The organism is Gemmatimonadales bacterium (assembly GCA_035502185.1).
GTDB lineage: Bacteria > Gemmatimonadota > Gemmatimonadetes > Gemmatimonadales > JACORV01 > Fen-1245.
On record DATJUT010000087.1, the window covers coordinates 28,718 to 42,497 of the forward strand.

Consider the following 13,780-nt stretch of genomic DNA (forward strand, 5'->3'; position numbering starts at 1 on the left):
GGCGCGGCCGAACGGCCAAGGGCGGCGCGGCCGGCCGTCCCGGCTCAGTATCCGGCAGCGCGGCTCGGCAGCCGTGGATCGGTCACGCCCTCGAGGCCGCCGCGGCCCATGCGCACCGCGGTGACCGTCGCGAAGTAGTACGGGTTCGCGAAGAAATGGTGCCCCATCGCCTCGAGCTGCGCCTTCACCTCGGGCGCCAGCCCCGCGGGCTCCATCGCCACCGAGTCCGGCAGCGCGTTGTGGTGGATGCGGGGCGCCGCCACCGCCTCGGCGAGGTCCATCCGGTGGTCCACCACGTTGATGATGACCTGGAGTACCGCCGAGATGATCATCGCGCCGCCTTCGGAGCCGAGGACCAGCTCGAGGCGGCCGCGCCGGTCGAGCACGATGGTCGGCGTCATCGACGAGAGCATCCGCTTGCCGGGGGCGATGGTGTTGGCCTCGCCCAGCTGCTGGAGACCCATGGTGTTGACGGCGCCCGGCTGCGCGGTGAAGTCGTCCATCTCATCGTTGAGGAAGAACCCGGCGCCGGAGACGAACACCTTCGATCCGAACCCGTGGTTGAGCGTGGTCGTCAGGCAGGCCGCGTCCCCGCGCCGGTCCACCACGGCGTAGTTGGTGGTGTGGGGCCCCTCGGGCAGCGGGAGTCCGTCGGTGGGCGTCGCCCGGTCGAGGCGGATCGTGCGGCGCTGGCGCGCCGCGTAGGCCCGGCTCGTCAGGCGCGCCAGCGGCATCGTGACGAACGCCGGGTCGCCGAGCAGGCTGTTGCGGTCCAGGAACGCGCGCCGCTCGGCCTCGATGACCAGGTGGCGCTCGGGGGCGGTGCCGAAGGGACCGAGGCGGAAGCCCGCGAGGATGTTGAGCGCCTGGATGATGGTCGCGCCCCCGCTCGAGGCGGGCGGCATGGTGATGATCTCGTGGCCGCGGTAGCGGCCGCGCAGCGGCTTGCGCCACCGCGCCCGGTAGCCCGCGAGGTCGGCGCTGGTGATCAGTCCGCCGGTGCGGCGCATCTCGTCCACGATGAGGTCCGCGGTGCGCCCGCGGTAGAAGCCGGCGGCGCCGGAGTCGGCGATCAGCTGGAGCGTGGCGGCGAGGTCGGCCTGGCGCAGCGTGTCGCCGGCCTCGAACGGCCGGCCGCCCGGCAGCCACGCCCGGGACGCCGACTCGAAGCGCGCGAGCAGCTCCTGGGCGCCGTGCAGCATGTCGGCGCGCGGCTGGTCGATCACGTGGCCGCCCCTGGCGAGGGCGATCGCCGGGGCCACGACGTCGCGCCACGGCAGGCGGCCGAAGCGCCGGTGCATCGCCCACAGGCCGGCCACCGATCCGGGAACGCCGACCGAGCGCGGCCCGAGCCAGGCGTCGGTGGTGACCTTGCCGGCCGTGTCGACGTACATGTCGCGCGTGGCGGCGGCGGGCGCGGTCTCCCGGAAGTCGAGCGCGAACGCGCGTCCGTCGCGCCGGCGGTACACCAGGAAGCCGCCGCCGCCGAGGTTGCCGGCCGCGGGCTCGACCACGGCGTGGGCGAAGGCGACGGCGACGATGGCGTCGATCGCGTTGCCGCCGCGCCGCAGGATGTCGGCGCCGACCTGGCTGGAAACGGGATGGTCGGCGGCGGCCATCCCGTGCCGCGCGACCACCGCGGGCTCGGCCGGCTGGTAGCGCCACGTGGCCGGAGCCGACGTCGTGTCCTGGGCGGGCGCCGCGACCGGGAGCGCCGCCGCGAGCAGCGCACCCGCCAGCGCGAGCCGGACCGGCCGCGCGCCGCGCGTCGGCCGACGGACCTTCGGCTGCGGCAGTCCGGTCTCAGCCATTGGCGCTCCGGTAGACGTCGGTGCTCAGGTACTTGAGGCCGGAGTCCACCAGCAGCGTGACCACCGTGGCCCCGGGCCCCAGCCGCTCCGCCACCCGCAGCGCGGCGAGCACGTTGGCCCCGGACGACGTGCCCGCGAACAGCGCCTCCTCGCGCGCCAGCCGCCGGGTCATCGCCTTCGCGTCGTCCGTCCCGATCGCCACGATCCCGTCCACCAGCGCCGGATCCCACAGCGGAGGCACGAAGCCGACTCCCACGCCTTCGATGTGGTGGGGCCCGTGCTTCCCTCCCTGCAGCACCGGGGACTCGGCGGGCTCGACGGCGACCACCTCGATGCCGGGCTGGTGCCGCTTCAGCACCGCGGCGACCCCGCGCAGCGATGCGGCCGTCCCTACCGAGTGCACGAACGCGTCGATCCGGCCCTCGGTCTGCGCCCAGATCTCCTCACCCAGTGGATGATAGCCGGCGATGCTGTCGCGGTTGTTGAGCTGGTCGGTCCAGTAGGCGTGAGGCTCCCGGCTCAGCTCGCGGGCGGCCTCGATCATGTCCAGGATCAGCTGCTTGGTGGTGAGGCCCCCTTCGCTCGGAACCAGCGTCAGCTCGGCGCCCAGGGCCGCCATGTGGTCCCGCTTCTCCAGGCTGAACGCGTCCGACGTGACGATCCGGATGCGATGGCGCCGGGCGGCGCACACCAGGGCGAGCGACGTGCCCGTGCTCCCGCCGGTGTATTCGACGACGGTGTCGCCGGGCCTGAGGCGGCCGTCCGCCTCCGCGCGCGCGATCACCGCCAGCGCCATGCGGTCCTTCATCGAGCCGGTGGGATTCTCCCACTCCAGCTTGACCAGGATGCGCGCTCCCCCGGCCGGCACGACCGCGCCGAGCTGCACCAGCGACGTGTTTCCGACTGCGTGGAGAATGTCCATGGCGCTCGCTCGCCCCCGCGGCTGACCACTTCCGCCGTGCATCAACTTCTACGGGCGCGCGTGCGGTCCCGCCAGGGTGCCCGTCCGCGCGATGGGCGTCGGCTGGACGGCGCGCCCGCCGCGCGCTACATCATCGTCGCCGCCCGTCATTGCGACGGGGGCCACGGAGACCGTCATGCACCGGATGAGCAGCGTTGGAGCGGCAGCCCTGTGGGCTGCCACCCTGGGACTGGCCGACGCGCGGCTGGCGGCCGCGCAGGGCCCCGCCGCCGACAGCTCCGCCCGCCTGGCGACCGTCGCGGTGGAGAGCGGACGGCCCGGCACCCTGATCCCCCGGGACTTCATCGGCTACAGCCTCGAGGTCTCGACCGCGGGGCAGGGCATCGGGGCGTTCCAGGGCGCCGCGCCGGGCAACGGCGCGTCGCCCGCCGAGGAGCCCGTCTACGCGCTCGGGGCCCGCGGCGCGCCCAACGCCGGGTACTTCCGCCTGATGCGGAACCTCGGCGCCGGCATCCTGCGGCTGGGCGGCAACAGCCAGGACAACAGCTGCTGGGCCCGCGCGCAGGCGCCGCATCCGGACGGCTGCGCCGCGGAGCTGACCGGCGCGGACCTCCGGCTGTTCGCCGCCGCGGCGCGGACGAGCGGGTGGCGGCTCATCGTGGGTCTCAATCTGAAGCAGAACGCGCCGGCCTGGGCGCTGCGCGAGGTCACCGAGGGCGTGGCGCGCGAGATCCCGCGCTCGCTGGTGTTCGCGCTCGAACCCGGCAACGAGCCGGACCTGTTCTTCCGCACGCCGTACCGCGCGCCGACCTACGCGGCCGCCGACCAGGCGAAGGAGTTCCTGGCGTACGTGCGCGCGCTCCAGGCCGACCCGGCCGGGCGCCGCTATCGGGTGGTGGGGCCGGCGACCTGCTGCGGATGGCGCAATCCGGCCGACCTCGCGACGTTCATCGACGGCGTGGGGCGCGCGCACCTCACCTGGATCACGGTCCACAACTACTCGGAGACGACGTGCAACGGCCGGCAGGTGAGCGTCGCGCGCCTGCTCTCGCCCGAGCTGATGGACCAGTTCAACCGCGAGGCGAAGCCGCTCGCGGCGCTGGCGCGCGCGCGCGGGCTGCCGATCTCGATGGCCGAAACGAACTCGGCGTCGTGCGGCGGGATGCCCGGCGTCAGCAACGCCTTCGCCTCGGCGCTGTGGGGCCTCGACTACGCGTTCTCCCTGGCCGACGACGGGTTCGTCGGCGTCGCGTTCCACACCAGCTATCGCCCGGGCGGCGGCAGCTCCTACAACCCGGTGGACACGTACGGGCGGCGGGATTCGACGGGGGCGTGGTCCTACCGGAACGTGGCCGAGCCGCTGTACTACGCGTTGTACGCGTTCGGCCGCCACGCCGCCGGCGCACGGCTGCTCCCGGCGGCGATCGAGACCCGCGCCAACGTGCGCGCCTGGGCGACGAGCCGTTGCGCCGCGTGTGCCGTCGACGTGTTCGTGCTCAACAAGGACTCGAGCGCGTCGGGATCGGTGCGGGTGCACCTGGCGCGGCGGATGGCGGGCGGCACGCTGCTGCTGGTGCGCGCACCGAGTCTCGCCTCGCTCGCGCCCGACGTCAGCTACGGCGGGGCGCAGTTCGACTCGGACGGGTCCATCGGGCCGCCGGCGACGGTCGCGGTCGAGCCGGACGCCGACGGTGACTACACGTTCGTGCTTCCGAACTCGGCGATCGCGCTGCTGACCGTGGCGCCGGCGCGCCGCTAGACGTCGAACTGCGTGAAGTGGTAGTGCAGGTGCTTCGCCGCCAGGATGCCCCACTCCCGCGCGGTGAGGCGCCCGAACCGCGGATGCACGCTGCCGGGCCGCTCGCTGGCGAACCGCCGGATCAGCTCCTGGCAGCTGCGCACGTCGCCGTCCCAGGCGGCGGGCTTGGCCGTGAGCATCTCGGGCGACGTCCGGACCTTCCCCTTCGGCCACGGCAACGGCGAGTGGATCGCGTACCACCGCAGCAGCTGACCGACGAGCGCCCCGCCGTAGGGCCGGATGGGGAGGTCGCCGAGCGCGACCCGGAGCTGGTCGCTGACGTGGCAGAGCATCTGGGGCGCCGTCATCCGGCCCCAGCGGCGCTGGTGGTGCGAGGTGAGGGTCCCGAGGCGTCGGATGAGGGCCTCGCGGTCATGCTCGGCGAGGAGAGTCGGCACCGTGCGAGCTCCGTTGCGGGTACGGCTAATGTCGCGAGGACCTGCCGGGCCGCAAGGCGTCCCGTGATCACCGCCACGCGGCCGGATCGGGGTCAGGCGCGCCGACTGCTCCCGATTGTCCCATCGGCGGGCGGTGCGGCGGTCGGGTCCAAGCGGCCGCGCCGCAAGGACATAGCGCGGCGCCGGGCCGCGGCTCGGCGCTCCGGTCTCGGTGGCCCGCGGTATGCACAGATAGGGCGGCGCGGGCGCGACATCTCGTCGCGCTCTGCGGACAAGGAGGTGATCGGGCGTGCGCATTGACGCTCCCCGCCCTTACGTGGTCGAGAACCTCAAGTACGCATTGAATCCTTCCTCGGTCGCAGTGATCGGTGCTTCGAGGCGTCCCACCAAGGTCGGCTACAAGGTGATCGAAGGGCTCATCAAGTGGGGCTACCGGGGGACCATCTACCCCGTGAACCCCGCGGCCGAGTCGGTGCTCGATCTGAAGACGTATGCCAGCCTCGCGGACGTCCCCGGACCGGTGGACCTCGTGTTCATCGCGGTGCCGGCGCGCGCGGTTCCCGAGGCGGTCGAGGCGGCCGCCGCGAAGCACGCGAAGGTCGTGGCGATCTCCAGCAGCGACTTCAAGGAGACCGGCCGCGGCGACATCCAGGACCAGCTCACCCGCTTCTGCCGCGAGCACGAGCTGCCGCTGATCGGTCCCAACTTCCTGGGGATGGGCAGCCCCTACTCGCACTTCAACTGCGGCTTCATCCCCTACCTCCCGGTGGCGGGTCCGGTGGCCCTGGTCTCGCAGTCCGGCGCCAACCTGCTCGCGGCTCTCGGCGCTTCGCTGCTGCGGCACCTGGGGATGAGCTTCTTCGTCGGCCTCGGGAACAAGGCCGACGTGGACTTCTCGGAGTTCATCCTCTACGGCGCCGGCGATCCCAACACCAGGTGCATCGCCGTCTACATCGAGGGACTCGATTCTCCCGAGGCGTTCGTGGCCGCGTGCCGGCAGGTCGTGCCGCGCAAGCCGGTGGTCGTGATCAAGGTCGGCTCGTCGCAGACCGCGAAGAAGGCGGCGATGGCGCACACGGCCTCCGAGAACGACGGCCTCGGCGACGATTACTTCGACCAGGTGTTCCGCGACGCGCGGGTGATCCGCGCGACGCAGTGGCAGGAGTTCCTCGACGTCTCCATCGCGCTGGCGATGCAGCCGCCGTTGCGGGGGGACCGGGTGGTGATGATCACCAACGGCGGCGGATCCGGTCTGCTCTCGTGCGAGCACTTCGACCGGCTCGGCATGCCGCTCCACCCGCTGTCGGAGATCTCGCCGGAGCTGGCGGCGCGGCTGCGGGCCGACATGCCGGGCTTCGGCTCGGTCCTCAATCCGGTGGACATCGCGGGCACGGCGACCCCGTCGGTGTACGAGCGCGCGCTGTGCGCCGCGTTCGAGGACCCGATGGTGGACGGGATCTACGGATCGGTGTGTCCCTCGGCCATCACCAACGTGCCGGCGATCGCCGACGTGGCCCTCAAGGTGCACGAGATCTACAAGCATCTGGGCAAGGCGTTCGTCATGGAGTGCCAGGGCGGGCCGGAGTGCAACGCGGCCATCGCCCGGCTCCGGGATGCGGGCATCCCGGCCTACCCGACGCCCGAACAGGCGGTCGGCGCGATCGTCGCGCTGCGGACCTACGCGCGGATTCGGGCGCAGGCGGACGAGCCACGGCTCGCCGCCGCCCTCGAGTCGTGACGGAGAATCTCTCGGAGGTGTGAGATGTCGGAAGAGCGTCGTTATCTGGTGGACGTGGGGCTGCAGGACCTGCCGTACCCGGTGAAGGTGGCGTCGCGGACGCACCCGGACGGCCAGCCCACGATCGCCAACATTTCCATATCGGCCCGGATCAACCACTCGTTCGAGGCGAACTGGATCAGCAAGCTGATCCACATTCTGCACGGTCACCGGGCCATCATCGGGACCAGCACCCTCAAGAAGAACGTCCAGGACTATCTCGACGGGTTGAACGCGACCGACGTGAGCGCGACGTTCACCTATCCGTTCTTCGTCGAGAAGCTGACGCCGGTGTCGAAGGAGAAGTGTCTCGTGCGCTACCTGTGCGCGTACACGGCGAAGGCCTCGTCGTTCAAGCCGCGGGTGGCCTTCAAGATCCAGGTGCCGTGCCTGACGACCTACCCGAGCGCGCGGAGCGAGAAGCCGGGCGGCCTGTTCGCGCAGCTCAGCTCGCTCACGATCGAGACGCAGTCCGACGGCGACGTGTACCCCGAGGATCTCGTGGAGGTCGTGGACCGCCGGGCGCTGGCGCCGATCTACTCGTACCTGAGCGACGAGGACGAGCAGTGCATCATCACCAGGGTGCACGCCGAGCGCCGCACCAGCGTGCAGGTGACCGACGACATCGAGCAGGAGCTGCGGGAGCGGAAGGACATCTCGTGGTTCTCGATCAAGTGCGTCAACTTCGGGATGCTGCACTCGTACGCGACGCTGATCGGCACGGAGAAGAGCCTGTGGACGCCTCCGGAGGACTGGGAGTCCATGGGCCGGGCGGACCTGGGCATCTAGGTCGGGCCGGTCGCTCCGGAACGCAGGCGGCCCCGCGATGCGCGGGGCCGTTTGCGTGAGAGGTGCCGGGCGCTCACAGGCGCGGCTCCACCGCCGCGCGGGCCTCGGCCGACGTGATGACGGGGACGATCTCGAAGTCCACCAGGTCGCTCCAGGCGGCGGCCCAGTCCTCCAGCCGCTTCCGGTCGTCGCACGCCATGACCTGGTAGCAGCGCCGCAGGTCCGTGGTGACCCAGCTGCCCAGGTACTCGAGCCCCTCCGGCATCATCCGGCCCCGGTCGCGGAGCCGGCGGTAGACCGCGACGGGATCGCCGCTGCGATAGTCTTCGACGACGACGTACAGCATCAAGCCTCCGGACGGTCGGATGGTTCGGGTGGGTCCGCGCGCGGATTCGACAGCGATCCGGACCGCCGGTAAGCTTACCCATGCCCGCGTGGTGGCGGGACTGGAGGCACGCGTGCCGAAGCTCGGAGTGTTCAACCTGGTGTCACTCGACGGGTTCATCGCCGACCGGAACGGCGACATGAGCTGGGCGCACGAGGGCCACGGCGACGCCGAGTGGAGCGCCTTCACGGCCGAGAACGCCGGCGGCGGCGGCGCGCTGGTGTTCGGGCGGGTCACCTACGAGCTGATGGTCCGCTACTGGCCGACGCCGATGGCCGCGCAGGCCATGCCGGACGTCGCCGAGCGGATGAACGCGCTGCCGAAGATCGTGTTCTCGCGCACGCTGGAGAAGGTGTCGTGGCAGAACACGCGGCTGGTCAAAGGCGACCTGGTGGCGGAGATGCGCAGGCTGAAGCAGGGGTCCGGGCCGGACATGGTGATCCTCGGCAGCGGCAGCATCGTGGGACAGCTGGCCGTGGAGGGTCTGATCGACGACTACCGGGTCGCGCTGAGTCCGGTGGTGCTGGGGCGGGGGAAGACCATGTTCGAGGCGGTCACCCGCCGGCTGGACCTGAGGCTCACCGGCGCGCGGACGTTCGCGAACGGGACGGTGGTGCTGTCCTACCAGCCGGCGGGTTGAGGGCGCCGCTCCCGGCGCGTCTCAGGCCTCCCATCCGCGGGCCGGGCGCCGGGCGGGGCCGGCGGCGTCGAGGGTGCGCTGCCAGTAGCCCACGTCGATCCAGCGATTGCGCTTGAAGCCCACCGCCTCGAAGTGGGCGACCTTCCGCAAGCCGAACTTCTCGTGCAGGGCGATGCTCGCGGGATTGGGCAGCGCGATGCCGCCGATGACCGCGTGGATGCTCCGCGCCTGGAGGGCCGGCAGGAGCTGGCCGTACAACTTCGAGCCCAGACCGCGGCCGGTGCGTTGGTGGGCGAGGTAGACGGTGATCTCGACGGAGTGGCGATAGGCGGCGCGGTCCTTCCAGGGTGCGGCGTAGGCGTAGCCCAGGACCTCGGCGCCTTCGACGGCCACGAGCCACGGCAGCGACTTCGACAGCACGGCCTCGATCCGCCGCGCCATCTCGGCGGCCGGAACCGGCTCCTCCTCGAACGTGACCACGGTGTCGGTGACGTAGTGGTTGTAGATCGCCGCCACGGCGGCGGCGTCGGAGGGCGTCGCCGCCCGGATCGCGGCGGTGTCGGGCGAAGGCATGGCCGGCGCTACCGGATGGAAATGGTGTAGAGGCCGGGCACGGGCCGGCCCTCGCTGTTGTCCACCACGACCTGGTACGACCCGGTCGCCTTGAGGACGTACACCAGGCGGGAGTCGTTGCCGCCGCCCGAGCCGACGTCTTCCGCGAGCCGGATGCCGCTGGCGTCGAACAGCTGAACGTAGGTGCTGAACGCGCTCGACCGGACGTCGATCGTGACGGTCTGGCCGGCGGTGCCCTGGAACTGCCAGGTGTCGGCGAACGAGCCGTCCGCCATCGTCTGGTCGCCCGGTCCCAGCTGTCCCTGCATGATCTGCCCCACCGCGATCTGTCCCACCTGGCCAGGCTCCGGGATCGCATTGATGGGTGTCTCCTGCACGGGAGCCGGCGGCGGTGCAACGACGACGGGCTGGGCTGCCGGCTCGGGTCGGGCGACCGGCTGCGGCGCGGGCGGCTGCGGCTCGGCGACCGGTTGGGGCGAGACCGGCTGGGCGTGCGCGGCCGGTTGCGGCACGGGCGGCTGGGCCTGGGCCGGTTGGGGCTGCGGGACCGGCTCCGGCCGCACAACCGGCTGGGGCGTGACCGGCTGCGGCGGCGCCGCCGCCGGAACCTGGGTGACCGGCTCGGGCTGCGCCTGCGTGATCGGGTGCGGTTGAGCGGCCGGCGGCGCCTGCGCGACCGGTGGTGACGGAGCTGGCAGCGGCGGCGCGGTCGGCTGGGAGTCGGCGACCGGTTGGGGCGCGACCGCCGGCGGCTGCGGGGCCGGCGGAGTCGGTGCTGCCGGTTGCAGTGCGGGCGGCCGCGCGTGCCGGGCCGGCTTGGGCCGGCTAGCCGCCTGGGGCTGCTCGGTCGGCCTGGCCTGCGTGACCGGCGGCGACGGGGCGGGCGCGGCCGCGGTTGGCTGCGGCTGTGCGGCCGGCTGGGCCTCGGTCTGCGCGGTCGGTTGTGGTTGAGCGGCCGGCTGTGGCGGTGCGGCCGGCTGGGCGAGCGCCACCGGCGGCGTCGCCGCCGGCCGAGGCTCGGCGACGGGTTGTGGCGCGACCGCCTGTGGCGGCGCGGCCGGCTGGGCCTCGGTCTGCGCGGTCGGTTGTGGTTGTGTAGGTGGCTGTGGCGGTCCGGCCCGCTGGGCCTCGGTCTGCGCAGTCGGTTGTGGTTGTGCAGCCGGCTGTGGCGGTGCGGCCGGCTGGGCGAGCGCCACCGGCGGCGTCACCGCCGGCTGAGGCTCGGCGACGGGTTGCGGTGCGACAGCCTGTGGCGCCGCGGTCGGCTGCGCCGGGGCGACGGGCTGGGGCACCGGCACCGGCTGCGGTCTGGTGACCGGCTGTGGCGCGGCGGCGATCGGCGGCATCACCACGTGCGCGGTCGGGGCCACGGACAGGGTGAAAGCTCCGTGGTCGTCGGCGTGGCGCGCGGCAGCGGTGATGAGGTACATCCCGGTGTAGGGCAGATTGTACGCGATGCGCGCGTTTCGCCCACCCCCGCCGTCGTCCTCGGCTACGTTCTGGCCCAGCCGGTCCTGCAGGTAGAGGTGGCAATCGAAGTCGTCGGACGTGAGGTCGATCTGCACGGCCTGCCCGGATGCGCCGAAGAAGCTGAACATCTTGTAGTGCGACTGGTTGGACGCAAGGACGGGATCGGCAGCCGTGAGGGTGGCGGTCACCGTCCTGCCCACGCCGATCTGCTGTTGCGCCATCGCCGGACGTGCGACCGGTGCGAACAGAGCCAGACCCATGGCCAGCGCCGGTACAAGGTGACGACGCACTGTTGCCGACCTCCTCATCCATGGCCGTCCGGGGGTCCGCCCGCCCGCGGCCGTACGACACCAAGATCACCACGGCCGAGCGCTCAAGCCACTCCGCGTGCGCCGGCCTGGCGCGGAACGAGCTGCCAGTGACCGTACACCGTGACCGTGACCGGCACCACCGGCGCCGTCACCTGAGTCGCGCCTCCTCCTGCCGAAATGCTGCCGCTGACCGAAAGCGGGCCGCGACTCTGGGCGCGAACACATAGGTGATCGGTCCGACGGTGTCGCGGCGCCACGCCCTGGTGAGGCGCGGCAGCGCGTTGGCGAGCAGCCACCCGTTGGCCGCTGGAACGGCGAACACCGTGACCGTCGCCGTGCGCGAGTGCATCGCATTGTTCTCGTTCGCTGACGTGAAGCGGGTGACAATGCGGTACTCGCCGCCGGAATCGGGAGCCCCGCAGCCTTGGCGCAGGGTAATCGGCGTGCGTTAGGGCGGCGTTAGGGCCCCGGCGGAGTCGTCAGGGCGTCCCGGGAAGGGTGTAGTCGAAGAGGTAGGAGTGGTTGCCGCCCTCGATGATGATCTGCATCGCGCCCGCCAGGCCGGCCAGATCCCCCGTGCCCGAGTCCGGCACCACCGTCACGACCAGCTCAGGCACGCTGCGCGTGATCACCCCGCGATGCTGGAGGACGAACGTGCCGCTCCGGCCCAGGAGCGTCCCTCGCACCTCCTCCATCGCGACGTAGCCCGCCGAGCCCTTCACGGCCGACGTGAACGCCAGCATCTGACCCCGGCTGGTGCCGTCGAGATCGCCGCGGTACCGCTTCTCGATCGTCAGCCGGCCCAGGGTGGAGCCCGGCTCGGCCGGCTGGGGCGCGAGCGTGACCTCGAACCCACCGCGCGCGGTCGCACTCATCGCCCGGACCTCCGCTCCGGCGTATACGGAGCCTTGTGGTCGATGTCGCCCACGAAATACCCGAAGCCGCTGTGTCCCAGCATCTTCCGCACCGCCATGTCCTCGCCGATGTGGTACCAGTAGTGGTAGATCACCCGCTGCAGCAGGTTGCCGTACATCCGGTCCGTCTTCCTGCCGTCCAGAACCACGTACCGCCGCAGGGTCCTGGTGGTGAGCCCGTCGAGAAACCGGTCCGCGGCCTTCGTGATCCGGCGCCACGCCGCCCACATCTCCTTCGCCGGCGGCGTGCTGTGCGGCGAGCCGAAGGCGTACGTCTCCTGGATCCCGGGGAGCAGGTACTCCCCGGTCGGGAAGTAGATGAAGTAGCGCTGCTCCTGCCACGCGAGATGACCCACGGTCCAGCTGATGCTGTTCATCGGCATCACGCGCTTGCGGGCGTCGGCCTCCGGCACCTTCGAGATCGCGCGCCGGAACTCGGAGCGCGTGAACCGGAGCTGCAACACGAGCGGGTGCGGCACGGCTACGCTGCCGCCGGGCGCGTGCCCGTCCGCACGGCCGGTCCCCGCGGGCGACCCGCGCCGGCCCGGTCTTTCCACCACCACCACTTGAGCCGCTCGGGGTCCGGCCGCGCCGTGCTCGCGAAGTACACCGCGCAGCGGAACACGTACAGCACGCAGGGATCCTGCCGCTCCCCCCGCTGCTCGTTCAGTCGGCGATACAACCGCTCCGGATCCCGGCCCCGCAGGTCCGCAACCCGCCGGATGCCGAGCCCCCGCAAGTCCCGCGCGATGCTCGGCCCCACACCCGGGATGCGCTGGAGATCGTCACCCGCTGCTCGTCCCGCCATTCGCTCCCCCGTGATCTCGTCAGCCGACCGCCCCTCGAACCACGCCAACCCTCACGCGAATTGCGCGAACCCCACAACGTGACCGCCGGGTTCGCGCACGTAGACCTCCAGGCTCCCGTAGCTCGTCTTGTGCCGCGCCTTCAGGACCGGCACGCCCGCCAGCGCCCGCTCGACCTGGTCCAGGCTCTCGACCGCGATGAACAGCACGCAGGAGCGGCCGTCCAGCTCCTTCGCGGTGATGACGTTGTCCGCCACCGCGGCCTTCCGGGTCTCGTACATCACCTCGATCCCGCCCTTCTTCGCGCTGGCGAAGATGAGCTTGCCATCCGGGCCCGGCACCTGGTTCTCGGCCGTGAATGCGAACCGCTCGGTCCAGAAGGCGAGGCACGGCTCCACGCTGTCCACCACGAGGACCGGGGTCAGCTGCTTGAGCTGCGGAACGGCGGCGGCTGCGCTCATCGGTGACGCTCCCACCCGGGGGTGTCTGAATGGCCTGGAAGGATCGGAGAATCAGCATACCGAAGAAACACCGAAGTCGCAAGTCCGAACGCCCGGTGCCGAGGCGGTGCGGCGGGGACCCCTGCATGCGCCTCGAATCGTGCCTGGTTGAGCTGGTGCGGGTGGCCCCGCGCGTCGGTCAGTTACACGACGCGGCGGCTCACGGAAGGTCCTGCGGGTCAGGCGGCGCCGAGCACCGTCAAGTAGTCCGCCCCCTGGGACATGTGCTCGTACAGGGACGTCAGCGTCTCCGGTGCGCCCACCAGCCAGCGGCAGCGCGCGTCGCCGCGGGAGCGGCACTCGACCTCCATGGCCGCGAGCGAGGCATCGGCCATTCGGCCCAGGAAGTCCGCCATCATCCCCGCGGTGAAGTGGCACGACGGGTACTGGAGGCGGGCGTCCGGCATCGCCTCCGCCCACTCCGTCGCGTCGAGGGCCAGCGCCGCGTCCCCGGCGGCCGTCACCCGGAGCGCACCCCAACCCAGCGCGACGAAGAACTGGGAGAGCACCTCGGCGAGGCGTGGGGCGGCGAGGCTGGACGGACGATCCACGCCGGCTGCCAGCGGCAGCCAGGTCGTGAAGGCGCGGTACGTCGCCTCGCCGGCCGCGTAGCCGGCTTCCTGCATCGCCTGGGCACCGGCCCGCTCCCGGAGCGCGTGCAGCGCGCGCGGCGAGAGCGCGACCAG

At 72.0% G+C, this 13,780-nt stretch carries 16 protein-coding genes; 4 read left to right on the plus strand and 12 right to left on the minus strand.

All coding sequences use genetic code 11. From position 1 onward, the window contains the following. Positions 1-44 precede the first annotated feature (44 nt). Positions 45-1,811 carry a gamma-glutamyltransferase gene (gene ggt, locus VMF70_11315; GenBank protein HTT68610.1) on the minus strand — a complete coding sequence of 589 codons (1,767 nt, stop codon included), beginning with the start codon at positions 1,809-1,811 and terminating at the stop codon, positions 45-47. Then, on the minus strand, positions 1,804-2,733 hold the full coding sequence (locus VMF70_11320; protein HTT68611.1) for a cysteine synthase family protein: 930 nt from the start codon (positions 2,731-2,733) through the stop codon (positions 1,804-1,806). Before VMF70_11320 ends, ggt begins: the two co-directional genes overlap by 8 nt. A 184-nt stretch (positions 2,734-2,917) precedes the next feature. Between VMF70_11320 and VMF70_11325 the strand changes: the two genes are divergently transcribed. Then, entirely contained in the window at positions 2,918-4,492 is a 1,575-nt protein-coding gene (locus VMF70_11325) for a hypothetical protein (protein ID HTT68612.1), read from the plus strand. Here the strand turns inward: VMF70_11325 and VMF70_11330 are convergent. Beyond that, positions 4,489-4,929 carry a hypothetical protein gene (locus VMF70_11330; protein HTT68613.1) on the minus strand — a complete coding sequence of 147 codons (441 nt, stop codon included), beginning with the start codon at positions 4,927-4,929 and terminating at the stop codon, positions 4,489-4,491. The two genes, VMF70_11325 and VMF70_11330, sit on opposite strands and share 4 nt — an antisense overlap. 289 nt (positions 4,930-5,218) lie before the next feature. On the opposite strand from VMF70_11330, the gene VMF70_11335 reads away from it, so the two are divergent. Together VMF70_11335 and VMF70_11340 are read left to right on the plus strand one after the other, a co-directional pair. Further along, on the plus strand, positions 5,219-6,667 hold the full coding sequence (locus VMF70_11335; protein ID HTT68614.1) for a CoA-binding protein: 1,449 nt from the start codon (positions 5,219-5,221) through the stop codon (positions 6,665-6,667). A gap of 24 nt (positions 6,668-6,691) precedes the next feature. Then, on the plus strand, positions 6,692-7,495 hold the full coding sequence (locus tag VMF70_11340) for a GTP cyclohydrolase, FolE2/MptA family (GenBank protein HTT68615.1): 804 nt from the start codon (positions 6,692-6,694) through the stop codon (positions 7,493-7,495). Between the two features lie 73 nt (positions 7,496-7,568). Here the strand turns inward: VMF70_11340 and VMF70_11345 are convergent, their stop codons facing one another. Beyond that, positions 7,569-7,841: a DUF3303 family protein gene (locus VMF70_11345; protein ID HTT68616.1), complete on the minus strand. Its 273-nt coding sequence runs from the start codon at positions 7,839-7,841 to the stop codon at positions 7,569-7,571. 112 nt (positions 7,842-7,953) lie between these two features. On the opposite strand from VMF70_11345, the gene VMF70_11350 reads away from it, so the two are divergent. After that, positions 7,954-8,520, plus strand: coding sequence for a dihydrofolate reductase family protein (locus VMF70_11350; protein HTT68617.1), 567 nt, complete (start codon positions 7,954-7,956; stop codon positions 8,518-8,520). A 21-nt stretch (positions 8,521-8,541) separates the two neighbouring features. Here the strand turns inward: VMF70_11350 and VMF70_11355 are convergent, their stop codons facing one another. The 8 genes from VMF70_11355 to VMF70_11390 form a co-directional block, all read right to left on the minus strand. Beyond that, positions 8,542-9,093 (minus strand): arsinothricin resistance N-acetyltransferase ArsN1 family B, encoded by a 552-nt coding sequence (locus VMF70_11355; protein HTT68618.1) that lies wholly within the window; start codon positions 9,091-9,093, stop codon positions 8,542-8,544. A gap of 8 nt (positions 9,094-9,101) precedes the next feature. Beyond that, positions 9,102-10,823 carry a PPC domain-containing protein gene (locus VMF70_11360; GenBank protein HTT68619.1) on the minus strand — a complete coding sequence of 574 codons (1,722 nt, stop codon included), beginning with the start codon at positions 10,821-10,823 and terminating at the stop codon, positions 9,102-9,104. Positions 10,824-11,022: 199 nt separating this feature from the next. Further along, positions 11,023-11,223, minus strand: coding sequence for a hypothetical protein (locus tag VMF70_11365; protein HTT68620.1), 201 nt, complete (start codon positions 11,221-11,223; stop codon positions 11,023-11,025). A 130-nt stretch (positions 11,224-11,353) separates the two neighbouring features. Further along, positions 11,354-11,749: a DUF3224 domain-containing protein gene (locus tag VMF70_11370; protein HTT68621.1), complete on the minus strand. Its 396-nt coding sequence runs from the start codon at positions 11,747-11,749 to the stop codon at positions 11,354-11,356. Then, the gene (locus VMF70_11375; GenBank protein ID HTT68622.1) at positions 11,746-12,267 is read right to left on the minus strand and encodes a DinB family protein; all 522 of its coding nucleotides are present in this window, start codon (positions 12,265-12,267) and stop codon (positions 11,746-11,748) included. Before VMF70_11375 ends, VMF70_11370 begins: the two co-directional genes overlap by 4 nt. Before the next feature lie 2 nt (positions 12,268-12,269). Beyond that, positions 12,270-12,596: a helix-hairpin-helix domain-containing protein gene (locus VMF70_11380; protein HTT68623.1), complete on the minus strand. Its 327-nt coding sequence runs from the start codon at positions 12,594-12,596 to the stop codon at positions 12,270-12,272. Between the two features lie 51 nt (positions 12,597-12,647). Continuing rightward, a complete protein-coding gene (locus VMF70_11385; protein HTT68624.1) occupies positions 12,648-13,055 on the minus strand; it encodes a VOC family protein in 408 nt (135 codons plus the stop codon). Between the two features lie 218 nt (positions 13,056-13,273). After that, on the minus strand, positions 13,274-13,780 hold a 507-nt coding region (locus VMF70_11390; GenBank protein HTT68625.1), incomplete at its 5' end, for a V4R domain-containing protein.